Raw genomic sequence first — 23,847 nt, forward strand, 5'->3', positions numbered from 1 at the left:
ACATGGCGGGGCGGGTCGATGGCGTCAACGCAAGGCCCATCACATCACGTTGGCATAGGACAGATACCCGACGCCCTGCCCCGGCTCGACGCGCGTGACAGATTCGCCGAGTTCGACCAGCCCATCGGTCTCGACCAGCGAGGACAACAGGCCGGCGCCTTCGCGGGGAAACTTGATGGCCTCGAGCGCGCCATCCTCGGCCTCGCGCAAGGAGACGCGGACATATTCGCGACGGCCCTCCTTCTTCTTGTAGGTGAAGGCGGCGCGCACGGGAATCGGAAGCATCGGTTCCGGCAGGCCGCCTGCGAGCGCAAGCACCGTCGGCCGCACCACATGGACGAAGGTGACGAAGCTCGCAACGGGATTGCCGGGCAAGCCGATCAGCGGCGTGCCGCCGATAACGCCCATGGCGACGGGCCGGCCCGGCTTGATCGCCATTCGCCACAACACCAGAGTGCCGATGCTCTCGACTGCGGCCTTGACGTGATCCTCCTCGCCGGTCGACACACCTCCGGTGGTGAGGATCAGGTCATGTTGGCCTGCGACCCGCTTTAGCCCGTCCGCGAGCAAGGCTAGCTCGTCGCGCAAAATGCCGAGGTCGCTGACCTCACAGCCGAGCCGGCGCAGCATCGCCATCAGCATGAAGCGGTTGGAGTCGAAGAGTTGCGAGGGCGCGCGCGCTTCGCCCGGCGAGACCAGCTCGTCGCCGGTCGAGAACACCGCAACGCGAATGCGCCTGACGACGTCGAGCGTGGTCAGGCCGAAGGCGGCGGCGAGCGCGACATGTTGTGGCCGCAAGCGCTGGCCGGCGGGCAAGGCGACGTGGCCTTGCGGAATATCCTCGCCAGCGGGCCGGACGTTGGCGCCAGGCTTCAGCCCAGGCGGCAAAACGATCTTGCCGCTCGCGTCAATACGCACATCTTCCTGCATGAAGACGGTCTCGGCCCCCTTCGGCATCGGCGCGCCCGTGAAGATGCGTGCAGTATGGCCGGGCTTGACCGGATGATCGGCTGCAGCACCGGCTGCGATACGTCCGTCGAGTGGAAACGCTTCTTCGTTCGCTTGCGGCAGGTCCACATTGCGCACCGCATAGCCGTCGACCGCGGAGTTGGTGAACGGCGGCAGCGGCAGCGGCGCGGCGACATCGTACGCGAGCACGCGCCCGTCGGCATCGACCAGCGCCACGGTCTCGATGTCGGTAATCGCGCTGACACGGGCCGCAATCAGAGCGACGGCGTCATCAACCGACATCATCGGCCCACCGAAGGCAAAGCAATCGTCGGACAGTTGCGCCATGATGCCTCGTCAGCGCGCGAGCGCGCTCTTCGCCATCGCTTCGTCAGCCGTCATTGCCGAGCCCAAGACCAGCGCGGCCACGGCCGGGATATCATCCAGATGGACCGTCGGCAGCCTGGTTTCAACTGCACCGTCGGTCGCAATGCCGACGATGCCGGGATCGTCGGGAAATAGCAGCGGCTTGGAATTGGCGGCGCGGTGAACCTCGATCTTGCGATGCGGCTCGCGCTTGAAACCTTCGACCACGACGAGGTCGACCGCCGACAGCTTTGCGAGCAGTTCCGGCAACCGCGGCTCCGCCGCACCGCGCAACTCATGCATCAGCGCCCAGCGCCTCTCAGAGGCCACCAGCACCTCGGCCGCACCCGCCTCGCGATGGCGCCAGGAATCCTTGCCGGGCACGTCGACGTCGAACTGGTGATGGGCATGCTTGATTACGGAGACGCGCAGGCCTTGCGCATTGAAATGCGGAATCAGCCGCGTCAACAGCGTGGTCTTGCCCGCTCCGCTCCATCCCGCCAGGCCGATGATTTTCATCACAACTCGATCTCCGCCAGCCATATCACACGGCTGGAACCACCATCTCCGTCATTGCGAGCGGAGGCGTTTCCCTCATTCCCTCACATGCTTATATCGGCCTGAGGCGAATGTCATGCTAACCTCGCGTCCATGATGAAGATCGACAAAGCCCCGGTCCCCCTGATCGTCCCGAACCCGGACGATTCGCGCCTGACGCAGAGCGTCGTCGGCGTCGACCAAGCCGGCGCGAGGGTCGAGACCAAGGTGCCGATGGAACGGCCGCTGACGCTCTATCTCAATGCCCAGGAGATCGTCACCATGATGACGATCGGCGACTATCCGGAGTATCTTGCGCTGGGCTATCTCCTCAACCAGAACATGCTGAAATACAGCGACGTCGTCACCGAGGTCGAATATGACGACGACCTCCAGGTCGTCGTGGTGCGCACCGAACACCACACCAATTTCGAGGCGAAACTGAAGAAGCGCACGCAGACCTCGGGCTGTGCGCAGGGCACTGCGTTCGGCGACCTGCTGGAAGCGGTGGAAAGCGTTGCGCTGCCGAAGGCCGAGTTGCGCACCTCCTGGCTGTACCAGATGACGCTGACAATCAACACCATGCCCTCGCTCTATCTCGAGGCCGGCGCGATCCACGGCTGCGTGCTGTGCAAGGAGGGCACGCCGCTCTGCTACACCGAGGATGTCGGCCGCCACAACGCCGTCGACAAGATCGCGGGCTGGATGTACCGCCACGGCGTCGAGGCCGGCGACAAGATCCTCTACACCACGGGCCGGCTGACTTCCGAGATGGTGATCAAGACGGTGCGGATGGGCATCCCCATCCTGGTATCGCGCTCGGGCTTCACCGCGTGGGGCGTCGATCTCGCCCGCCAGGTCGGGCTGACGCTGATCGGGCGGACCCGCGGCAAGCGCTTCATCGCGCTCTCGGGCGAAGAGCGCATCGTCTACGACCAGAACCTCGCTTATGTCGAGGAGGAGTCGGCCAAGCACAAGCGCAAGGGTGAAGGTGGTGACGACTGAGATTCCGCCGACCGTGGGCGTGCTGCTTGCAGGCGGCCTGGCTCGGCGCATGGGCGGCGGCGACAAGCCGATGCGCACGATCGGCGGCCGCACGATTCTGGAGCGCGTGATCGCGCGCCTGAAGCCGCAATGTGACGGGCTGATCCTCAACGCCAATGGCGAGCCTTCGCGTTTTTCTGCATTTGGATTGACCGTCGTCGCCGATGACGTGCCGGGCTATCCCGGACCGCTCGCCGGCATTCTCGCCGCGCTCGACTGGACAGCGGCGCACCGGCCCCGCATCGAATGGGTGCTGAGCGCCGCCGGCGACTGCCCGTTTCTGCCGCGCGACCTCGTCGCAAGGTTGCACGCGGCGCGCGCCGCAGAGAATGCGCAACTCGCCGTCGCCGCTTCCGGCGAACAGTCGCATCCGGTGATCGGCTTGTGGCGCGTCGCCTTGCGCGAGGAATTGCGCCAAGCGCTCGTCGTCGAGGACGTCCGCAAGATCGACCGCTGGACCGCGCGCTATCCGCTCGCAACGGTGACATGGCCGGTTCAGCCGCTCGATCCATTCTTCAATGCCAACACGATCGAGGACATCGCGGAAGCCGGGCGGCTGGCGGCGCTGGATGAGCGCTTGGCGCAATAAAACTGAGTTTTGGGGAACCCGATCCCAAACCGCTCGCGCCCGCGGTACAGCGTGCGCTTACCGAAGCGGAAGAGCGCGAACGCGTGCGCGAGCAGGCCGCTCAGGCGGCGAGCAATCCGGTCCAGGCGTCATAGCCCCAGACCTTACGCCACCGGTACTCTCCCTCGATTTTACGCCGGCGGGAATCCGGCCCGCGCCAGCGCCGCGCGGCTTTCGTCCGAGGCAAGCGCGTCAAGAAAAGCCTGCACCGCCGGGCGCTGCTTGCGCGCGCTCACCAGCGCGAAATCATAATGCTCTTCTGCAAGCGGAATGAAACCGAGGCCGAACGCCTGAGCGACCGGCGCGATGGTCAAGCCCCAGTCGGCACGATGCTGCGCCACCGCGGCGGCCACGGCATTGTGCGATCGCGGCTGATTCCAATAACCTTCCGGCCGCGCGCCGCCGAGCAGACGATCGACCAGAATGCGCGTGCCGGCGCCCTGGTTGCGGTTGACCATGATGCAGGCAGGATCGGCGAGCGCCGCAGCGACGGCGTCCTTTGCGCTCAGGCTCTCGAACCGCCTGTCACCGCGGCGGAACACGATGCCCTGCATCCGCCGCCATCCAGGCACGAGCTCGAGGCCTTCGGCGAGGTACGGCGTGTTGTAGGTCTCGGTCTTGTCGTCGAACAGATGGATCGGCGCGAGATCACACTCGCCGCGTCGAGCAGCCGCGAGGCCACCGAGACTGCCCACCGCGATCGAGCGCACGTTAAGGCCCGCGTGCGCGAGCGGCGCGGCGACGATATCGAGCCCGGTGCAATGGCTGCCGATGATGACGAGATCGGGCACGCGCACATGCGGCGTGAACAGCGTCACCTCGGCCTCGGTGCCGGCGGGCATCTGGTCGGCAAGCGCATCGATGCGCAGGAAGCCGTCGGCCTGCGCGAACGACGTGATCGCACCCGAGCCCTTTCCGGAGGGGTAAGCGATCAGCCCGTCCTTACCATCGACCAGCGACACCATCACGAACTCGGTACGGCCGAGCTCGGAGGCAATCCGCACCGGCACCTTCGCACTCACTTTGGCATCCGCGCGCGGCGGCAGACCCGCCATCTGCCGCAACACCGGCACGATCATGTCGTGGAAGGTGAACATCGCAGAGGTCGGAAAGCCCGGCAGGATGACCACCGGCTTGCCATCGCAGACCGCAAGGCAAAGCGGTTTACCGGGCTTGAGCGCGACGCCGTGGGCGATGATGCCGGGCTGGCCGAGGCGCCCGATGATGCGATGGGACACATCGCCCGCGCCTTTCGACGTGCCGCCCGACAGCACCAGCATGTCGGCCGCCGCCAGCGCCTCGCGCATCGCGGCCTCGAGCTTGGCCTCGTCATCCGGAACCGCGCCGACGAAATGCGCCGCGCCGCCGTTCTCGTCGATCGCGGCAGTGACGATCGCGCCATTGGTGTCGTAGATCGCGGCGGCCGCGAGCATCTCGCCGGGCTGCACCAGTTCATCGCCGGTCGAGATGACCGCAACGCGCGGCTTGCGCACGACCTTGACCTCGGCGATGCCGCAGGCCGCGAGCATTCCGATCTCGCGCGAACCGACGATGGCGCCACTGCGCAGCAGGGCTTCGTCGCGCGCGATGTCCGAACCGGCATACGACACGAACTGGCCCGGCGAAGCCGCGCGGCGGACCTCGATCGCGCCCGTTCCAGCCGGCTGGGTATGCTCGACCATGACCACCGCATCAGCGCCGCGCGGCAGCGGACCGCCGGTGGCGATCGCCGTCGCCGTGCCGGAGGCGACCTGAAGGACCGGCGCCGTACCGCAGGCGATGATCTCGCCGTTCAGGGCAAGACGCACGGGCGAGGCCTCGCTCGCCGGGGCAAGATCTGCCGAGCGGACGGCAAAGCCGTCGACATTGGAGCGGTCGAAGGGCGGCACGTCGATCGGCGCAAAGATGTCTTCGGCGAGCGCACTTCCGAGCGTAGCCGCAAGCGCGCGCATCTCGCTCGGCAGCGCGCGGGGGAACAAAGCCGCTTCAAAGCGCGCCAGCGCTTCCTCGCGGGAGAGGATCTTGAGGAACTGCTCCTGATCCACTGAACTGCGGACGTTCGGTTGCGGAATCTCGTTCATGCCGGAACCCCTATCATTCCCACATCAGATAGGCATCGACCGGCGCACCCGCCGCAAAGCCTTCACTGTCGCCCGGAACGAGCAGCCATGCATCGGCGCGGGCGATCGCCTGCAAGGACAGCTCACCGACCGCGAGCGGCAGCCACGCGCCTTGTTCCTCGGCCAGTAGCGCGATCTCCGCCATGCCGACGATTGACGCAATCTTGCGCGCGAGCGGCAAGGCGACGGATTTGCGTGAGGCCCGCACCGACAGATGATCCAGCACCGGACGGAGCAGCCCGACCCACACCGCAAATGCCTGATCGGGCGCGCCCGGCAGCGCGACGACCGGAACTGATCCGATTTTTCCGATCGCCGCCGTTCGTCCAGGCTGCATCGCAATGCCGTGGGCCAGGACCTCGCCGCAATCAGCCAGCGCGGCGACGGCAGCATCTTTGCGACCGACGCCGGTGCCGCCGACCGTCAGCAGCAGGTCGCAGGCCGTGGTGTCGAGCACCTTCGCAATCGACGCAGCATCGCGCCCAGGCGCATCTGCCATCGTCACTTCCGCGCCCGCAGCACGAGCCTGATCCACAACGAGCTGCGCAGCCGCAACACCACCGGCCATGTTGATGACGCGCAGCCGGGGACGGCGGACGCTCAGTGTCTTCAGTTCCGCAGCTCGCGCCAGCAGAAGGCCGGTCGCGCGGACAGGCATGCCCTCGGGAACGATCGAGGTGCCATTGGCGATATCGCTGCCCGCGCGCCGGACGCCCTGCCCGGGAAAACCTTCGGTGAGCACTTCGGTGATCGGACCCGCAGTGTCGACCGCGTCGGCATCGAGCACGCAATCGCATCGCTCAGGTATCGCGTCGCCGGCTTCGACCCAAACCGGAGGCGCCGTCAAAGACAGCGGCGCGTAGGAGGACGCGCCGACGAGATCGCTGGCGCGCAACGCCCAGCCGTCCGTGGCAGCGATATCGTGTGGCGGAGAGGCGCCGAGCGGCGGCATTCCGGCCGCAACGCAGCCGAGCGCATCGGCGAGGGGCAGATCGGCAGGCGCGACCGGCTCAACGCCGCGCAGCAGCGCGGCGAGCGCGAGATCGAGCGGCGTGAGCGACGGCGGCAGGCGCTGGGTCATCCTTCACGTGGACCACGCTGCGCTCCGTTTGGCAACTCGCCTAGTCAGGCTTCCTGGCGGCATCCGGAAAGAACAGCTGCTGCCCGTCGATCTTGTAGCCGGCGATTGCGGCCTGGCCCTCCGGCGAGATCAGCCAGTCGATGAAAGCCTGTCCCAGCTCTTTCTTCACCGAGGGATATTTTTCCGGGTTCACCAGCATCACGCCATATTGGTTGAAAAGCCGCTTGTCGCCCTCGACGACGATGTCGAGATCGCCGCGGTTCTTGAATGCGATCCAGGTGCCGCGATCGGAGAGCACATAGGCATTCATCGCACTCGCGGTGTTGAGCGCCGCGCCCATGCCCTGCCCGATCTCGCGATACCAGGCACCCTTGACGCTCGCTACATCGATGCCGGCGATGATCCAGAGTGCAAGCTCGGCGGCATGGGTGCCGGAACGGTCGCCGCGCGAGACGAAGGGCGCGCCCTTGGCCTCGATCGCCTTCAGCGCGGTCGCGATGTCCTTGCCCTTGACGCCGGCGGGATCACTCTTCGGCCCGATCAGCACGAAGTCGTTGTACATCACGTCGAAACGCTTCACGCCAAATCCGTCGGCGACGAACCTCTCCTCCTGCGGTTTTGCGTGCACGAACACGACATCGACATCACCGCGGCGTGCGGTGTCGAGCGCCTGGCCAGTGCCTTGCGCGATCACCTTCACGTCGATGCCGGTCTTGGCCTTGAACATCGGCAGGAGATAGCCGAACAGGCCGGAGTCCTGCGTCGACGTCGTCGAGGCCACGACGATCGAGCGATCCTCGGCAGACGAAGTCGAATTGATCAAGGCGATGCCCAGCAGCATCGCGATCGCGAGGAACGGGCGGCGAGAGGCCATCAGAAAACTCCACTTCAAATCACGAGATCGCCGCGCAGGAAAGCCTGCGCTTCCGGCGTCGACGGATGGTCCAGGAATTCGCTCGCCCGCGCGCGCTCGCACAGCGTCCCGCGCGCAAGGAAAACCACCTCGCCCGCAAGCCGCCGCACCTGGCCCAGATCGTGCGAAGCCATCACGATCTTGATGCCGGATTGCGCCGCGCTCGTGACGATCTCCTCCACCGCACGCGTCGCGGCAGGATCGAGATTGGCCGTCGGCTCGTCCAGCAGGAGGAGCTCGGGATCGCGCGCAAGCGCGCGGGCCAGCGCCAGCCGCTGCTGCTCGCCGCCGGACAGGAGCCGCGCCGGACGGTGGGCGAGATCGGCAAGGCCAACCCGCTCCAGCAGCTCTGCCGCGCGCTCGGTCCGGTGCGCATGGGGCGCGCCGGCCTGCGCCAGTGCGTAGGTGACGTTGGCTGCAGCCGTGCGTCGCAACATCACCGGACGCTGGAACACGAAGGCGCGCCGCGTCGGCGCCGGATCGTTGCGGCCACCCCAACTGATGCGGCCGCCCGTCGGCGCCACAAGTCCCATGCACAGCCGCAGCAGGCTGGTCTTGCCGGAGCCGTTGGGGCCGATCAGCAATGTCGGCGCACCCGACGTGATCGTGAGGCTGATGCGATCGAGGATCGCAGCCGCGCCCCTCTGTAGCGAGACGTCCTCGAGCATCACGGGAAGATCGCTGATCGGCGCCCGCATGGTCACCCCGTCACCCGTTGCGACCAGACGCGTGTGCCCCATGCGGCCGCGTTGATGGCGAGCACGATGACGATCAGGATCGCGCCGAGGCCCATTGCCAGCGGCAGATTGCCTTTGGATGTCTCGAGCGCCACAGCGGTAGTCATGGTGCGGGTAAAGCCGTCGATATTGCCGCCGACGATCATGACCGCGCCGACTTCCGCAGCAGCGCGGCCGAAGCCGGCCAGCAGCGCCGTCAGCAGGCTGAAGCGCGCATCCCACAACAATGTCGTCATGCGGCCGACCGCGCTCACATTCATGGCGCGAAGCTCATCGCGATACTCGACCCAGAGGTCCTCCACGGTCTGCCGGGTCAGCGCAGCGATGATCGGCACGATCAGCACGGTCTGGGCGATCACCATCGCCGTCGGCGTGAAGAGGATTCCGAGTTCGCCGAGCGGCCCAGAGCGCGACAGCAGCAGGTAGAGCGCAAGCCCGACCACGACCGGCGGCAGGCCCATCATGGCGTTGAGCAGCACCACCAGGACGGTGCGGCCAGGGACATGCGTCAGCGCCAGCAATGCGCCGAGCGGCATACCGATCGCCGACGCCAAAGCGACCGCCGCAAGGCTCACACCCAATGAGAGCCGTACGATCGCCAGCAACGCTGGATCGCCGCTCAGGATGAGTTGCAAAGCACTGAGATGATCGGGCATGGTTCCCATAGGCACATTCAACTGCAAAAATTCCGGCCCACGTCAAACGCCAAAAAACATACAAAGATATGCATAGGAATGCAGAATGGAATTCCTGACTACAAGTGAGGCGGCAGACTACCTCCGGTTGGGGGAGCGCAAGCTTTATGAGCTCGTCACCACCGGAGCCATCCCCTGTAGCAAGGTGACGGGGAAGTGGTTGTTCCCGCGCCATGAACTCGATTTGTGGGTGCTGTCGGGCTTGGCGCGCCCGGCCGGCATGCAGGCGACCGAGCCGCCGCCGATCGTCGGCGGCAGTCAGGACAGCCTGCTGGAATGGAGCCTCCGGGAGTCCGGCTCCGGCCTCGCTTCGCTCAACGAGGGCACGGCCCGAGGGCTGGAGCGCTTGCAGCGCGACGAGGTGATGGCGGCGGCGCTGCATTGTCACGGCCTCGATAGTTCGGACAATTTCGCCAATGACGCCAATGCTGCCGCTTTGCGCACCGCGCCGGACCTGCACGATGCCGTGCTGGTCGGCCTGGTGCGCCGCGAGCAGGGCCTCTTGGTGGCGCCGGGCAACCCGAAGCGTCTGCGCAGCCTGTCAGACGTGCTCGCACTCGGGGCCAGGATGGTACTGCGACAAGAGGGCGCAGGCGCGCAGATGCTGCTCGATGTGCTGCTCAAGCGCGCCGGTGCCTCCTTTCGGGATCTGCGCCGGCTGGATGCGCCGAGCCTCACCGGGCCCGACCTCGCCGCCACGATCCGCGCCGGCCACGCCGATTGCGGCGTCGCAACGCGCGGGGCGGCCAAGTCGGCCCAGCTCGATTTCGTGCCGCTGCTCTGGGAGAATTTCGATCTCGCCATGCGGCAGCGCAGCTATTTCCGCCCGCCGATGCAGGCGCTGATCCGGTTCCTCGGCGAGAAGAAGCTGCGCCAGCGTGCCGAGGAGCTGACCGGCTATGATCCCTCGCCGGCGGGTCAGATACGGTTCGCCGCCTGACCAACGTTGACGCCCGGCCCCAAATAGTTGCAAAAGAAACCAATTCAGCCGGGCCATACCCGGCCGCGATCAAGGGAACAGGGGCCAACGAGCCGCATGAGGGGAGGAATAGCGTGTCACCAGGCAGAACAGGATTGTCCGCTGTCGCCGCGATCGCGGCCGTGACGCTGCTGTCGGGCACCGCCTCGGCGCAGGTGTCCGACGACGTCGTCAAGATCGGCGTGCTCACCGATATGAACGGCCCGGCCTCGACGCCGACCGGCCAGGGCTCGGTGACGGCGGCGCAGATGGCGATCGATGATTTCGGCGGCAAAGTGCTCGGCAAGCCGATCAGCGTCGTGGTCGGCGACCACCAGCTCAAGCCGGATATCGGTGGCGCGATCGCGCGGCGCTGGTACGACGTCGATCAGATCGATCTCATCGTCGACGTGCCGGTGTCGGCGGTCGGATTGGCGGTGCAGAACATGGCCAACGAGAAGAAGAAGCTGTTCATCACCCACTCGACCGGGACGGCCGATTTCCACGGCAAATTCTGCTCGCCCTACGCCATCCAATGGGTGTTCGACACCCGCGCGCTCGCGGTCGGCACTGCGCAGGCGGTGGTCAAGCGCGGCGGCGACAGCTGGTTCTTCATCACCGACGACTATGCCTTCGGACATTCGCTGGAGCGCGACGCCTCCGCGGTCGTGACGGCCAGTGGCGGCAAGGTACTGGGCTCGGTGCGGCCGCCGCTGGCGACGCCGGATCTCTCCTCCTTCGTGCTCCAGGCGCAGGCCTCGAAGGCAAAGATCATCGGCATTGCCGCCGGTCCCCCGAACAACATGAACGAGATCAAGACCGGCGCCGAGTTCGGCGTGTTCAAGGGCGGCCAGCAGATGGCGGCGCTGCTCGCGCTGATCACCGACATCCACGGCCTCGGCCTGCAAGCGGCGCAGGGCCTGCTGCTGACGACCTCGTTCTATTGGGACATGGACGACAAGACCCGCGAATGGGCCAAGCGCTATTTCGCCAAGATGAACCGGATGCCGACGATGTGGCAGGCCGGCGTCTATTCGTCGGTGATGCACTATCTCGATGCCATCAAGGAGACCGGCACCGACGATCCGCTCAAGGTCGCGGCAAAAATGCGGGAGAAGCCGATCGAGGATTTCTTTGCCCGCAACGGCAAGCTGCGCGAGGACAATCTGATGGTGCACGATCTCTGGCTGGTCCAGGTCAAGTCGCCGGAGGAAAGCAAATATCCCTGGGACTATTACAAGATCCTCGCGACCATTCCAGGCGACCAGGCGTTCGGCCCGCCAGATCCCGCGTGTCCGCTGGTGAAGAAGTGAGATCGGCAAGCGGCGAATAGCGAATAAAGCCTTCCCTTCGCTATCTTGCCACGCCGATCTCGCGGAAATATTTCATCACGCCGGGATGAATCAATTCCGGCTTCGGCACGGCCGCGACGGTGTTCGCGGCCGTGGTCTCGCAGGCCTGCGCGAGTTTCTTGCAGAACACAGCCTCGGCGCCGTGCAGCGTCTTGGCCAATCGGTACGCGATATCGTCCGGCAAATCCTCGCGCGTGAGCACAAAGCTCCAGGAGCCGAGCGAGGCGATCGGTTCGGTCTGCTTCGGGTAGGACCCGGCCGGCACCGTGAGCGGCTTCAGGAAGGAATGTTTGGCGCGGATGCGCGCGATCTCCTCGGCGCTCGGTGCGATGAAGCGCGCACCGGATGGGCTCGACGCGACTGCGGCAAAGCCGGGCCAGCCGATGCCGGCGCCCCAGAGTGCGGCGACGCGGCCGTCCTCCACCATCGCAGGGCCTTCGCCGGCGCGGTCGAGATAGATCGCCTTGAAGTCCTCCTCCTGCTTGAGGCCGAGACCGTCCAGCACGTAACGCGAAAGGATCGGCAGCCCCGAGCCCTTCGCGCCGAACGCCACCGGCTGGCCGACGAGATCGCGAATGGTTTTGAAGGGGCTATCCGCCCGCACCACGAACATGCCGGGGTTGGAATAGATCGCCGTGAGGATTTTCAGCCGCACCGGCGCGCGGCCGATGCCGGCGAAGGCCTCATAGGCCGGCTCGCCGGCGACGAGGGCGAGATCGAGTTCGCCCTTCTCCAGCAGCGGAATGTTCTCGTTGCTGCCCTTGGTGTTGCGCGGGGCAATGATGAGCTGCGGATCGGCGGCGTTCATCGCGTCGGCGAAGGCGTTGCCATAAAGCGGAAAGCCGCCGCCGGGCGTGGCGGTACCGAGGCTGATCGTCGTTGTCGAAATGGCCTTGTCTCTGTCCTCTCGGGTTTGGGCTGAGGCTGCGCCTGCAAACAGCACTGCGCCCAGCATGATCAGCGAACAGAGTTTCATGAGGGCTCCTCGGCGCGCAGGCCCTGCCCGCGTCGAACTGAACTCGTGACGATGTAGGCAGCGGCCGGATTTTATGGAAGCATGGCGGCAACGAGAATAAAGCAATGGGAGGCGTCATGTTGGGAGTTTTGCGTCACGGTCTCTTCGGTCTTGCCCTTCTTTCCAGCCTCGCCGGCCTTTCATCCCCCGCCTCCGCCGCCGACTACCCGAACCGCCCGGTGCACTGGCTGATCGGCTTTGCCGCGGGCGGCCCGGTCGACATCGTGGCGCGGATCATGGCGCAATGGCTGTCGGATCGTTTCGGTCAGCAATTCATCGTCGAGAACCGCACCGGAAGCGGCGGCAACATCGCGGCCGCCGCGGCGATCAATGCGCCGCCCGACGGCTATACGCTGCTGTTCGTCGCGCCCAACAACGCGATCTCGACCTCGCTGTACAAGAAGCTGCCGTTCGACTTCCTGCGCGACACGACGCCGGTCGCCAGCATCATGCAGCTCACCAACATGCTGGTCGTCTCGAATGCCATGCCGGTGAAGACCGTCCAGGAGTTCATCGACTACTGCAAGGCCAATCCCGGCCAGATCTCCTACGCGTCCTCCGGCAACGGCACCTCCGTGCACATGTCGGCGGAGCTGTTCAAGGCGATGACCAAATGCGACATGGTGCATGTGCCGTATCGCGGCTCGGCGATCGCCTTCCCCGACATCATCTCCAACAAGGTGCAGCTGATCTTCGACAACCTGCCCTCGGCGCTGGAACAGGCGCGCGGCGGCAATGTCCGCGCGCTCGGCGTCACCTCGCCAAAACGCTGGCCGAGCGTGCCCGATGTGCCGGCCATCGCCGAGACGGTGCCGGGATTCGAATCGGTCGGCTTCTACGGCATCTCCGCGCCCAAGGGCACGCCGGGCGAGATCGTCGATCTCCTCAACAAGGCCGTCGGCGAGGCGCTGAAGGACCCGAAGCTGGTGGCGCGGCTCGCCGAGACCGGCGGCATCCCCAGGCCGATGACGCCGGCCGAATTCGGCAAGCTGGTCGAGGGCGAGACCGAGAAATGGCGCAAGGTGGTCGAGTTCGCCGGCGTTTCGGTGGACTGATCGACGATATCGCCCCCTGGCCGGACCCGTGAACGGGCGGAGCGGGTCCCGCTCCGACCAAAATATCGAAAACAACCCCATGCAAAGGAGCAAATGGCGGTGCCCGAACGGATGCGCGCGACGTCGAGACAGTTGACACGTCGGGCAAAACAGGCGCATAAGTGCAACATCACCAATTTCGGCAATTCGTAAACGGCATCCCAGGCCTGCCTAGGGGCAGCGCCTGCATTTCCGTGAGCAGGGTCGGCATTGCACCCTCGGCTCAGGCCCTGTAAACGGACGGCGCACCGTTGCCGGCCGCATTCTCGCGGCCGCCTCGCGGCGGGGCCTGTAGCTCAATGGTTAGAGCCGGCCGCTCATAACGGTCTGGTTGCAGGTTCGAGTCCTGCCGGGCCCACCAATGGAATCAATGACTTACAGGATGTTCCATAATCCCGGGTCCCGGTTCGGGTCCCGCTGTATCTTCTATTTTTTCGAATCTGTTTTTGTCCGTATTGCGCGTCGTTTGTGTCCTGAGTTGAGTTTCGCTCGATCCTTTTCGAGGCGAGCGAGGAAACGCCGCTGGCTCGCCTCTGCCGCCGCCTGCGTCGTGTCAGAGTGGCTCAGTGCTTCGTTTTTCTTTGGTACACGACACAGCTCCCTCATGCGGGCGATCACGACCAACGTCGTGAAATGCTTGCCGGCTATAAGTTCGACCTCAAGGCGGCCTCTCGCGATTTCCTTTCTCAATCCCGATATCGTCATGCCTCCCGCGTGAAAGGCTTCCCGTAAAGCGACGTCGAGCCGAAGCGGTGTGTCGGGCGGATACTTACTCATGAAGCACCTGAACGCTCACCGCCTATTCCACGCAGGCGTGAATACTATAGTCTGTAGCGCTTTAGTGTTCGAGCCAAGACTATGGAGGTGTGAAGAGCCCCCAAACGCAGCCTTCGGAAAAATCATCGCTGGCCTCAGGCAAACTGCCCGGCTCTCCCAAGAAGGGCTGGCGGACCATGCTGCTATCCATCGGACGTATGTCAGCCAGATCGAACGAGGGCTAAAATCGCCAACCATCGTAATGCTTTTGCGGCTGGCGAAGGCTCTGGACACCACTCCGAGCAGGATTTTGAAGAGCCTTGAGGGCGATCTCGGATAATGAACGTGTCTGGCGGTAACATGCCCCTGTACGTTATCGCGGTGCAGAAACCGATACGGCCTCTCAACGCCGTTCAGCCTTCCCGGCACACTCTTAAACCATAGTCATGCGCGGAAGACCTTGCACGCTTCAGTTGCGAAGCTAATATTCATAAGTTGAGTCGCATTTGGCAGAAGGATGGGGAAAGCAAAACCACTGCGGATTGGACCGCTTGCCTTCGCAACGCAGCAGAAGGCCCTGCTCTTTTTCAAAGAGATGCTCTCACGGTACCGCCCTGACGATTGGGTGTCAGAATCCGACGCGCAATTTTTAACAGAGCTTCTAAAACGGCACCCCGACTGGTGCGACAAGGTCGGCAATGGCATTCATCATTTTGAGGTCATGCGGGCTGACTTCAATACCAAGTGCTTTGGGGTAGTCAGGCGTGACGGGTCACGCATCGATTTCTCGTATAAGGTTTGTGTAACATCATCAACATCCGGCAGTTAGACAGCCGAATGCGGCAGTCGGCCCCGAGCGTGTGAGTCGATTGTGTCGAAGCCAAATCCTATCAGCGCTGCGGATATAGTGGCCTCATTGCAAGGCGACTTCTCTTCGTTGGCGAAACTAATACGTTCGCTGACCCCCAAAAGTTGCAGCAACAATTACATAACGATCCGCGGTCATTACCTCCCATTCCAGGGCTCGAAGCCCCGATTGGGAGAACTGCTGGAACACATTTCACTCTACATTTGCAACTTTGCTCTGAGTCGATCTGAAATCGATGCGGTGCATGACAAGGTTCGAACCGCGAGCGAACAGGAGAAGCTACTCGCATACATCGGTTTGCGCGACTCCGCCGCCGAGCTTTTCATCAAAGCGCAAAAATCGACCAATCGAAATGGCGAATGCGGAGAGCTGTTGCTCTACCTACGCACAATCGAACAAGCTAATATTCTTCTGGGGTGAGGCTAAGATTCACAAAACAATCGGAAGCGCCCTGGGTGATGCCGTCGACTCGATTTCCAGCGCATTGGAACACTCAAAACTCAAAGAAGATATCAGGCTAGTACGCCGCTTTATTAGCACAACCGGCTTGCCGACTAGCGCGCAAGCTAAGATTGTCGAGTACCTCGACCCATTGAGCGACACCTACGATCATAAGCTTTACGCATCTACGTGCCTGATAGGGTTCGACTTCGCGGCGTTCTCGAAACTTGCAACGGTAGATCCTAGTAACATCGAAACCTTCTTTGCAAAACAGCTTGAGGCAGAGCTTGAGAAAGCCACCAAGTCTCTTCAGTCAATGCTCGCCAGAAACAATATCAGTCATCACCGATTAGAGGTCTTCTTCCTCCCTGTGGAGTCGGTGACCCAGCTGCGAGATGACTGGCAAGCGCGGATCGGATGGGCCAAATGATCGATGTGCTTATTGATAAGGTTTGGTCGAACCCACGACTTCCGGAAGCCATGAAGATTTTGGAGCGACTTTGGATCGCAAGGTCTGCTGGTGTCGAACCTACTACGCCTGTTGTCGCGGTTGATAGGCACAAAGCCAGTCGGTACGTAGAAGCAGCCGCGATACTTGCCTGCTCATCTCAACCCGCGCAACGTTTGGCAGCGTATCGGCTCGCAACGTATGTACATGAACTATTTTCCGGCACCATCGACGGCCTAGATGGCGCTGTTCGAGCTGTTCTCGTCAGACTTGGCAACTTTCCAAGCATATTGACCAGCTCGCCCATAGGAGAAGCTTTGGCTTCGACGCCTTGGGCGATCGCCCAGGAAGAAATGGTGAGGCGCGGCGCCAATGAGATATCAATCGCGCGGAACCGATTCTCACTTACTGACTTTCAGAAATCACTCTGGGACAGTCTCAGTAGCGGAACGTCGATCGCAATATCAGCGCCAACATCGACTGGTAAATCATTCATACTGCAGGCTTTCATATCAAACGCCTACGCTTCGCGCCCCCAGTTTTGTGCATGCTATGTCGTTCCTACTCGAGCTCTGATTTCACAAGTCCAGGCCGATCTGAAGTTAGCGTTAGCCGATGCCTCAGTCCAAGATGTTGAGGTCATAACTGTTCCTCCCGAGCCTGACGAACAGCTACCATCTAAGGTCGTTTTTGTCTTTACCCAGGAGCGGCTTCAGATCCTGCTTAACAACGATCCACATCGCGAAGTCGACTTCCTCGTAATCGACGAGGCACATTCCGTCCAAGAAGGCGATAGAGGAATCCTTCTTCAGGGCGTGATTGATGAACTCATCGCTCGCAAAGCCGACACGCAACTGCTGTTTGCGAGTCCGACAATCTCGAACCTAGAGGTATTTGGCCACATGACTGGGAGGTCGGACATTCGCCCCCAGTTTACTAGCGAAGCCACGGTGTCTCAGAACTTCATTGAAGTTGAAGTTACCGGGGTCAAGCACGGCGATGTTGCACTCTTTGCTAGAGATGGCGAAAACCGCAACGAGATCGGTAAAGCTCGATTAGGACAGACTTTAGCTTCTAAGATCGACTGCCTGGTTCATCTCTCTCACCGATTTGGATCTGAGAAACAGTCTATCGTGTATGCGGATGGTCAAGCAGATGCTGAGAAGATCGCTCTTCAGATTAGTGCATTACGCGCAGGCAAGGATGATCATCAGCCTGCTTCTCAGGCTCTACAAGAGCTGTCGAACCTAGCAAAGGAGGCGGTGCACTCGAAATACGGCTTGGCGGCGACGGTACTAAATGGCGTCGGATTTCACTACGGTAACATCCCCACTGTGCTGAGAAACGCGATCGAGCAGACATTTTCTGCTGGACAGCTCCAGTATCTAGTTTGCACGAGCACACTCTTGGCTGGTGTAAACATGCCTGCGCAGAACATTTTTATGCACTCGCCCCAACGGAAGAAGAGCACACCACTTCAGTCAATCGACTTCTGGAATTTGGCTGGTCGAGCTGGTCGTCTGCGGAAGGAGTTCCAAGGAAATATATATCTGCTCAACTATCAAGACTGGAAAGAGAAACCGCTGTCGGGTCCACGTCTGTCGCCAATCATACCGGCGATGCAGCAGGCAGTAGACCTGCGAGGCTCCGATCTGACCGCTGTCATTGACGACACATCCACGGCCACCATAAGTGCAAAGGCGGAATTGGAAACTGCCTTCGTTCGACTCCTGAGTGATTACAAGAGTGGACGAATAGCGACGACGCTCGATCGCTCCTATACTTCACCCAGCCTTACATCACGGCAACAACTGGAAACTGCTTTGTCCCAAGCCGACAAGCGGATTTCTTTACCTGCGAAGCTGCTGAGATTGTCTCCCACGATTTCAGCACATAGACAGCAAGATTTGCACGACCACTTGACATCCACGATAGCCTCAGGATCCAGGAGTGTCGCTCGCAGTTTCTTGCCGGCACACCCGCGAGAGGGAGCGGCGTTTGATTCTTACGTAAAGGTCCTCGATCTTCTCCACCGCACCATTCTCCCAAAGGCAAACAGTGAAAAACAGAACCGGTTTTTCGCAGTTATGCTCTTAAAATGGATGCAGGGAATCCCTATCCCAGAACTAATTGATGATCGTGCTCGATTTCAGAAGGCATCGATAAGCACACACATACGGGCAACACTTGAGCTGGTCGAGAAGGAGCTTCGCTTCAACTACGTGAGGGCCTTCGGCTGCTATAGTGCAATTCTCGCACACGTGCTCTCAGCGAGAGGGCTCAATGACTTGGCCGCAAGTATTCCTTCACTTGCGCTCTACTTAGAGGTTGGCGCCTCAGATAAAACGATGATTAGCTTTGTGACGCTCGGCCTGTCTCGGATGACAGCGAAGCGGCTGAACAGCCTATGCCCCAACAAATCTCTGGCGTAGTCGACGCGCGAAATTGGCTGGCAGGACAGGATCTGGATTTTTTTGGATTTTCAACTCATGTCCGGCGAGAAATCGAGATCGTCTTGGGTTTGCAGAATGAACGCAGACAAGTGTGAATGAATGCAAACGGGCGTTCCCAATCTTGCATTCGCGCAAAAGAATTTGCTTTTTAAGTCTTTGATTTTATTGATATTTTTTAACATGCGGGTTTTAGCCGCTCGTAACGGTCTGGTTGCAGGTTCGAGTCCTGCCGGGCCCACCAATGGAATCAGCAACTTATCAGGCTTCGTTCCGTCTGATCGGAATCACCGCACCAGATACGTGCGCTTTTCGTTCGCCAGCTGGATCGTGCTTGGCATTTTCTCGACGGCGTCGGACAAATAGTCGGGATGGTGATGGCCATACGTGTTGAGCAGAACCTGGTCCCACTTAGGACAGCGCCGCCGGTGAGCTCGGGGCCGATGTCGACAACCTCGACGAAGTAGTGACCGACGTCGCTGTTGAAGCCGATAAAGTCCCATTTCGCGTCGGCGCTGTGGCCGATAACTCCGGTGAAGCGCGCCGGCTGCCACTCCGGGTTTCTTGTACTCGAGCGCAACAGGACCCAATAGAAGCGCCTTGATACAACCGTGCGATGTCAGTCATAGATCAGGTCCGTTTATTTTCTAGCGCCGATTTTCCTTGCATCATCGCGCAGCCGGCACTGCAGCATTATGGGCTCAAGTGCGCGATTCCGCGCGACGCGCGACCGGGCGCAGGCGCATCGGCTTTCCGCCCGGCGGGTCGAGGGGACCGTTCCCGTCCACTGCACGGAGGCACCAGAGGCACATGACGCGAGGATGGCGCGGTTCTCGGCCAGACTCAATTTCGGATCAGCTAAGACGCCTCGCCGAGGCGAGAACATCCTGGCCGGTGTGAAGAAAAGTATTGAAGTCGAAGACGTTGTCGTGTGCGGGCGTCATCCGCACGATTAACCTGCCATCATAAAGGCGCATCAAGGGATGGCCGCGCGGGCATCCCGGCCGCTCTGTCCTTTGCATCTCTCCCGCGCCAACTTCGTCCACTCTGCCGCAAGCTCCATCCAGCCCTCTTTGAAAGGACTCACGGTCATCCGAGCCATTTGATGGCACAGCTCAGCTTGCATGCGGTAGTGATCCGCCAGAATGGCGGAAGGGGCTATGTCGGACAAGCGCACTTTCATCTCCAGAATCCTTTATCGTTCCGATTCGCTATCGCGCAACGCTGCTGAATGGTCCTAATGCAGGCCCCTGCCACGTGTCGTGCCTCATGTTGGCCAGGGCATCGCTTCAATCCGGCCGCAGGGACGGGGGCGGTTCGACGCTTACTCAGGTGGCTGCGGTCGGGCGATCTAACCTACGGTCTGGTATTGGCTGACTCAGCTATCGGAGAACCTTAGACTTAGCCGGCTCCGCTAGGGACTGAGGCAGCCCGTGGCCACTTTTAGCCTCAGACCTGTTCTTGTCTCTTTCGCTTGGCCTCACACCATTTCACTTGCAGGATTTTGAAGGCCTTGGCGCCACCTGGCGCCTCGACGAGTACGGTCACGCCTTTGGTCTTGCCAATCAATGCCTTCGCGATCGGTGAAGTCACTGAAATCTTTCCCTTGTTCGCGTCTGCTTCCGGCTCGCCGACGATCTGCCAAGTCCGTTTCTCACCAGTATCATCGTCGACCAGCGTCACGGTGGCACCAAATTTGATCGTATCGCCGGAAAGCTTGGATACGTCGACGATTTCCGCACGCGCGAGCTTGTTTTGCAACTCGGCTATTCGAGCCTCGTTGACATTTTGCTCCGCCTGCGCAGCCTGATATTCCGAGTTCTCAACCAAGTTGGCTTCGCTGGCGATCGCCTGCTGAATTCGCTGAACCAGACGAGGTCGTTCGATTTTGATGCGGTGCCTCAGCTCATCTTCGAGAGTGGCGTGACCCGCGGCGGTCATGGGAATTGTTGTCATCGAGATTCCGCATCAGATCATTTCTTAGTGGTACAGATCCTGGTCTTCGCAGCGGGCTCATCTCTCATCCGGACCGGCGGCCGAAGCAGGAAGCTAAAGCTTCCAGCCTGCGGCCTCCTTCGTCTGGCCCGATGCGCCGAGCTGAGCAGATTTGAGACCGTCGGCTCTCTCGATTGACGAGAAAGTCTTCGCTTCACGGCTATCCGCTGACCTGAATGGCACGCGGCTTCGCCTTTTCAGCGAACGGTAGCCTGAGCGAAAGCACACCATCCCTGAGCTCAGCCGCGATCTTACCCTGATCGATCGTGTCGGAAAGCCGGAAGCTCCTCGAGAAGTGGCCGACGTTATATTCGGTATAGAGCGGCTGCAGGCCCTGGTATTTCGAGAAATCAAGCTTGCCGTCGATCTTGAGCACCTTATCCTCGACTCGGACATCGACGCTGTTCTTGTCAACACCCGGCATTTCGAGGACTACATTCAACCCATCCTTTGTCTCATAGATATCAGCGTTCGGCATGAATATCCGCGCCGGGATAGTGGTCTCTTCCTTCTTCTCTACTTCGCGCTTCTGTGCGACCTGCAGTTCCTGTTTCGAAGCCATGTTCGTGCCTCCTCGAAAGCTCTTAGCCCATCCCGCTCTCTCCGACAGCGGCAAGGAACGGGTGACGGCTTGGCCATTCAGGTGATCTTAATACTGCGTGGCTTGTCGCTTTCCGCTCGCGGCAGGAATAGCGCCAAGATGCCGTCCCGATATTCGGCCTTGATTCCGTCCGGATCGATCTGCACCGGGAACGACAGTGTACGGTCGAACTCGCCCGAGGTGCGCTCACGGCGGTGCAGGCTGACCTCCTCTGGATAGTCGACCATTTTCCTGCCGAAGATGCGGATGGCGTTTTCCTTTGCCTCGATCTGCAGGTCGCTCTTGCTGACACCTGGCAGCTCGACAATCGCAAGGATGTCGTCGCCTTGCTGGAAAACGTTGATGGGCGGGAACGGGCCGCGACTAGCCGTTAGATCCTGCAGCCAATCGGAGGACAGGGTCGCCTCTAGCGATCGTTGAAGATTGAGTAGCGCATCGAACGGATCGGCAAATCCCATGATCATGTTTGCACCCCAGATAGCTTGTTGGCGGGGCGAGGAAGGATCATGGTCGCCCCTCGTAGCTTTGACTTAGGACGACCGTTGGCGCTGTCAAGGGGCGAGTGCTAAGCGCCGAAAAATTTCCGTGCTCCGCTTAGCGGTCTTGTTTCAGCATAGGCGCGACGCAAGGATTTGATGTTAGCCGCCGCGAGCCCTCATACCTAGTGATGGTCCTCGATGTTCGCGCGGACCAAATCAGCGCGCGCATGATTGCAGAAGTGGCTAGCAGCCACCACACGCCGCAGGACCATTCCTCTGAGTTTATGTCAGAGTTTCAAGGTCAAAGGGAATGCAGACGCTAACAGTCCTTCAAACCTTGCTAGCAGTTCACGAAGGCGCTTCTCCACAGTTTCGCGCTCGGCATCGGCGAGTTCAGTCTGAAGCAATCTACGGCAGCGCCAGATGTTGTTCCGCACGGATCTGATCTCACCGAAGCTGTCATCAATCGTAGACATCACCGAGGCGACCCCACTGCCCCCTGGGTCCTGTCAACCCTGGAGCTCTTCAGCGAGCCTTCGCTCGATGAAGTCGCGTTCAATGTCGGTCAGTCGTGTGCTCAGCAGCCTGCGGTATCGCCGCACATTTGCCTCGCGAGTCCACCGCGCATGACTTGCTGTGCGCGCGGTCGGCATCGACCGATACCGCCTCGTCGCCGCCAGCCTCTCCAACTTGCGCTGCTCGTCGGAAGCAGTGCATTCAAGCTTGCTGAAACGAGGCAGCCGCATTGCCAATCCCCCGCGTGGCGGTGGATCGTTGTCCTCGTCCAGCTGCTTCAATGCCGCCAGGATGTCGTCCAGACGGAGTCGATGCCTAATGCCTGGGACCTCACGAAGGGCCGGGTGGGATTCGACGGCATACATATCCGATGCCCAGGACGACAGGATTACTCGCTTCTCGTCGGTCGATAGCTTGGCATCGTCCAAGACAGCGTCGGGTGAATCGTAATGAGATACCGGGTGGAAAAATGGCTCAACGCTATTGCCAGTACGATTGGCCTGGCTCATGTGGTGTCTCCTTTTGGCTCCTTTCGTCGAGAGACGGGTTGATATGAGACGAGGTCGAAGGCGGCGGGATTATGCCGCCGCCTTCTTGCTTTCAGTTTGTGTTGATCGCGATACGCTTGACGTTGCGGCTCGATTGCTCAGACTTCGGAAGCGTCACCGTTAGAACGCCGTTCTTGAAGTCCGCTTGGGCCTTGTCTTCCTCGACGCCCTCCAGCGAAATCTGGCGCTCGAACGATCCGTAGTAGCGTTCGCTGACGAATTTCGAGTCATCGCTGCGTTCGGCCTTTTTCTCGCCGCGGATCGAAAGAACGCCGTTGGCGATCTCGACCTGAACGTCCTTTTCGCTGAGACCGGGAAGTTCGGCCGAAACCGTGACCGACTTGTCGGTTTCGCTGAGTTCGAGCCGAGGCCAGGCGAATTGGCCCTCCATTAACGGATTGCCAACACGACCAAGCGGGCCGAACCCGCGAAAGACATCGTCGAACAGGCGGTTCATCTCGCGATGAAGCGTGAGAAACGGATCGAAAGGCTCCTGCCGGGTCGACAGCTGCTGACCTTTCGTCCACGGAACAAGATCACGAATACCCATGATATCCTCCTTGACTCATGAAGCTGGTCGACGCGCGGACGACTGCTGTCCGCGCGACGTGATCAGGCATGAGGCGGCCTAGGCTGCCTTCTGCGTGATTTGCCCGGCGGAGGCGCCGCCGTCGATGGCGATGCGCCGGGGCTTCATGGCCTCGGGGATCTCGCGGACGAGCTCGATCCGAAGCAGGCCGCTGTCGAACGTCGCGGACTTCACCTGGACGTAATCGGCAAGGTTGAATTGCCGCTTGAACGGCCGAGCTGAAATGCCCTGGTAGAGATATTCGTGCTGGTCCTTGTCGCTCTTGCGGCCTTCAACGGTCAGCACGTTCTGCTCGGCTGTCACGGCGATCTCTTCCGGGCGAAAACCGGCCAGCGCCAGCGAGATCTGGTAGCGATCTTCGCCAAGCCGCTCGATGTTGTAGGGCGGATAGTTGTCCTCGGGCCTGTGCTGGGTTTCGTCGAGGAGATCGAAAAGGCGGTCGAAGCCGATGGTCGAACGCCACAGGGGAGCAAAGTCGTAGGTCCTCATAGCCAAGTCCTCCTAAGAGCAAGATGGATACGAAGGAGCGCAAGACACCAGTGCAAGACACCGGTCCGGCGCCCTGTTCAGTCCGCCGGACCCAAAGCTGGCGCCCGGCACCGCCACAGGCGGCACAAATCGAATTAGAAGGGTCGAATTCGATTTCAAGAGCATCTCCAAAAATTTTT

At 61.4% G+C, this 23,847-nt stretch carries 22 protein-coding genes, 1 tRNA gene and 1 pseudogene; 9 read left to right on the top strand and 15 right to left on the bottom strand.

Going from position 1 to position 23,847, the window contains the following annotated elements:
- Positions 1-39: 39 nt before the first annotated feature.
- Positions 40-1,296 carry a gephyrin-like molybdotransferase Glp gene (gene glp, locus QA640_RS34880; RefSeq protein ID WP_283037331.1) on the bottom strand — a complete coding sequence of 419 codons (1,257 nt, stop codon included), beginning with the start codon at positions 1,294-1,296 and terminating at the stop codon, positions 40-42.
- Positions 1,297-1,305: 9 nt separating this feature from the next.
- The gene (mobB, locus tag QA640_RS34885; protein WP_283037332.1) at positions 1,306-1,833 is read right to left on the bottom strand and encodes a molybdopterin-guanine dinucleotide biosynthesis protein B; all 528 of its coding nucleotides are present in this window, start codon (positions 1,831-1,833) and stop codon (positions 1,306-1,308) included.
- Between the two features lie 132 nt (positions 1,834-1,965).
- Here mobB and fdhD point away from each other — a divergent pair, with 132 nt between their 5' ends.
- Positions 1,966-2,856: a formate dehydrogenase accessory sulfurtransferase FdhD gene (gene fdhD, locus QA640_RS34890; protein ID WP_283037333.1), complete on the top strand. Its 891-nt coding sequence runs from the start codon at positions 1,966-1,968 to the stop codon at positions 2,854-2,856.
- Positions 2,801-3,484 carry a molybdenum cofactor guanylyltransferase MobA gene (gene mobA, locus QA640_RS34895; RefSeq protein WP_283037334.1) on the top strand — a complete coding sequence of 228 codons (684 nt, stop codon included), beginning with the start codon at positions 2,801-2,803 and terminating at the stop codon, positions 3,482-3,484. The genes fdhD and mobA overlap by 56 nt, the downstream gene beginning before the upstream one ends.
- Before the next feature lie 170 nt (positions 3,485-3,654).
- Here the strand turns inward: mobA and QA640_RS34900 are convergent, their stop codons facing one another.
- The 5 genes from QA640_RS34900 to QA640_RS34920 are packed head-to-tail and all read right to left on the bottom strand — an operon-like array spanning position 3,655 to position 9,030.
- On the bottom strand, positions 3,655-5,604 hold the full coding sequence (locus tag QA640_RS34900; protein ID WP_283037335.1) for a molybdopterin biosynthesis protein: 1,950 nt from the start codon (positions 5,602-5,604) through the stop codon (positions 3,655-3,657).
- A gap of 13 nt (positions 5,605-5,617) precedes the next feature.
- Positions 5,618-6,724, bottom strand: coding sequence for a molybdopterin-binding protein (locus tag QA640_RS34905; RefSeq protein WP_283037336.1), 1,107 nt, complete (start codon positions 6,722-6,724; stop codon positions 5,618-5,620).
- A gap of 40 nt (positions 6,725-6,764) precedes the next feature.
- Positions 6,765-7,565 (bottom strand): extracellular solute-binding protein, encoded by an 801-nt coding sequence (locus tag QA640_RS34910; RefSeq protein WP_283042975.1) that lies wholly within the window; start codon positions 7,563-7,565, stop codon positions 6,765-6,767.
- A 47-nt stretch (positions 7,566-7,612) separates the two neighbouring features.
- Positions 7,613-8,335 (bottom strand): ATP-binding cassette domain-containing protein, encoded by a 723-nt coding sequence (locus tag QA640_RS34915; protein WP_283042976.1) that lies wholly within the window; start codon positions 8,333-8,335, stop codon positions 7,613-7,615.
- A gap of 2 nt (positions 8,336-8,337) precedes the next feature.
- Positions 8,338-9,030 (bottom strand): ABC transporter permease, encoded by a 693-nt coding sequence (locus QA640_RS34920; RefSeq protein WP_283037337.1) that lies wholly within the window; start codon positions 9,028-9,030, stop codon positions 8,338-8,340.
- Between the two features lie 85 nt (positions 9,031-9,115).
- Between QA640_RS34920 and QA640_RS34925 the strand changes: the two genes are divergently transcribed.
- Positions 9,116-10,009, top strand: a complete 894-nt coding sequence (locus QA640_RS34925; RefSeq protein WP_283037338.1) for a helix-turn-helix transcriptional regulator — start codon at positions 9,116-9,118, stop codon at positions 10,007-10,009.
- Positions 10,010-10,143: 134 nt separating this feature from the next.
- On the top strand, positions 10,144-11,340 hold the full coding sequence (locus QA640_RS34930) for an ABC transporter substrate-binding protein (protein WP_283042977.1): 1,197 nt from the start codon (positions 10,144-10,146) through the stop codon (positions 11,338-11,340).
- A 40-nt stretch (positions 11,341-11,380) separates the two neighbouring features.
- Here QA640_RS34930 and QA640_RS34935 read toward each other — a convergent pair whose 3' ends face one another.
- Positions 11,381-12,355: a TAXI family TRAP transporter solute-binding subunit gene (locus QA640_RS34935; protein ID WP_283037339.1), complete on the bottom strand. Its 975-nt coding sequence runs from the start codon at positions 12,353-12,355 to the stop codon at positions 11,381-11,383.
- 116 nt (positions 12,356-12,471) lie between these two features.
- Between QA640_RS34935 and QA640_RS34940 the strand changes: the two genes are divergently transcribed.
- Both QA640_RS34940 and QA640_RS34945 read left to right on the top strand, forming a co-directional pair.
- The gene (locus QA640_RS34940; protein WP_283037340.1) at positions 12,472-13,449 is read left to right on the top strand and encodes a tripartite tricarboxylate transporter substrate binding protein; all 978 of its coding nucleotides are present in this window, start codon (positions 12,472-12,474) and stop codon (positions 13,447-13,449) included.
- Between the two features lie 324 nt (positions 13,450-13,773).
- Positions 13,774-13,849, top strand: a tRNA-Ile gene (locus tag QA640_RS34945).
- Positions 13,850-13,914: 65 nt separating this feature from the next.
- Here QA640_RS34945 and QA640_RS34950 read toward each other — a convergent pair.
- Positions 13,915-14,265, bottom strand: coding sequence for a hypothetical protein (locus QA640_RS34950; protein ID WP_283037341.1), 351 nt, complete (start codon positions 14,263-14,265; stop codon positions 13,915-13,917).
- Between QA640_RS34950 and QA640_RS34955 the strand changes: the two genes are divergently transcribed.
- The 3 genes and pseudogenes from QA640_RS34955 to QA640_RS34965 all read left to right on the top strand — a co-directional run bounded on the left by QA640_RS34955 (position 14,264) and on the right by QA640_RS34965 (position 18,433).
- Positions 14,264-14,584, top strand: a complete 321-nt coding sequence (locus tag QA640_RS34955) for a helix-turn-helix transcriptional regulator (RefSeq protein ID WP_283037342.1) — start codon at positions 14,264-14,266, stop codon at positions 14,582-14,584. The genes QA640_RS34950 and QA640_RS34955 overlap by 2 nt on opposite strands.
- Before the next feature lie 567 nt (positions 14,585-15,151).
- A pseudogene (locus tag QA640_RS34960) lies at positions 15,152-15,983 on the top strand (DUF1837 domain-containing protein).
- A complete protein-coding gene (locus QA640_RS34965; RefSeq protein ID WP_283037343.1) occupies positions 15,980-18,433 on the top strand; it encodes a DEAD/DEAH box helicase in 2,454 nt (817 codons plus the stop codon). Before QA640_RS34960 ends, QA640_RS34965 begins: the two are co-directional and overlap by 4 nt.
- 1,467 nt (positions 18,434-19,900) lie before the next feature.
- On the opposite strand, the gene greA is transcribed toward QA640_RS34965, so the two are convergent.
- From greA to QA640_RS34995, 6 genes are all read right to left on the bottom strand, one after another.
- The gene (greA, locus tag QA640_RS34970) at positions 19,901-20,407 is read right to left on the bottom strand and encodes a transcription elongation factor GreA (protein ID WP_283037344.1); all 507 of its coding nucleotides are present in this window, start codon (positions 20,405-20,407) and stop codon (positions 19,901-19,903) included.
- A gap of 199 nt (positions 20,408-20,606) precedes the next feature.
- Positions 20,607-21,008, bottom strand: a complete 402-nt coding sequence (locus QA640_RS34975) for an Hsp20/alpha crystallin family protein (RefSeq protein ID WP_283037345.1) — start codon at positions 21,006-21,008, stop codon at positions 20,607-20,609.
- A 77-nt stretch (positions 21,009-21,085) separates the two neighbouring features.
- Positions 21,086-21,505: an Hsp20/alpha crystallin family protein gene (locus QA640_RS34980; RefSeq protein WP_283037346.1), complete on the bottom strand. Its 420-nt coding sequence runs from the start codon at positions 21,503-21,505 to the stop codon at positions 21,086-21,088.
- 530 nt (positions 21,506-22,035) lie between these two features.
- Complete coding sequence (locus QA640_RS34985; RefSeq protein ID WP_283037347.1) at positions 22,036-22,551, bottom strand: hypothetical protein; 516 nt, start codon at positions 22,549-22,551, stop codon at positions 22,036-22,038.
- 91 nt (positions 22,552-22,642) lie between these two features.
- Complete coding sequence (locus QA640_RS34990; protein WP_283037348.1) at positions 22,643-23,140, bottom strand: Hsp20/alpha crystallin family protein; 498 nt, start codon at positions 23,138-23,140, stop codon at positions 22,643-22,645.
- 78 nt (positions 23,141-23,218) lie between these two features.
- On the bottom strand, positions 23,219-23,668 hold the full coding sequence (locus QA640_RS34995; protein WP_283037349.1) for an Hsp20 family protein: 450 nt from the start codon (positions 23,666-23,668) through the stop codon (positions 23,219-23,221).
- Positions 23,669-23,847: the final 179 nt, after the last annotated feature.

Origin of the sequence: Bradyrhizobium sp. CB82, assembly GCF_029714405.1 — a bacterium.
GTDB lineage: Bacteria > Pseudomonadota > Alphaproteobacteria > Rhizobiales > Xanthobacteraceae > Bradyrhizobium.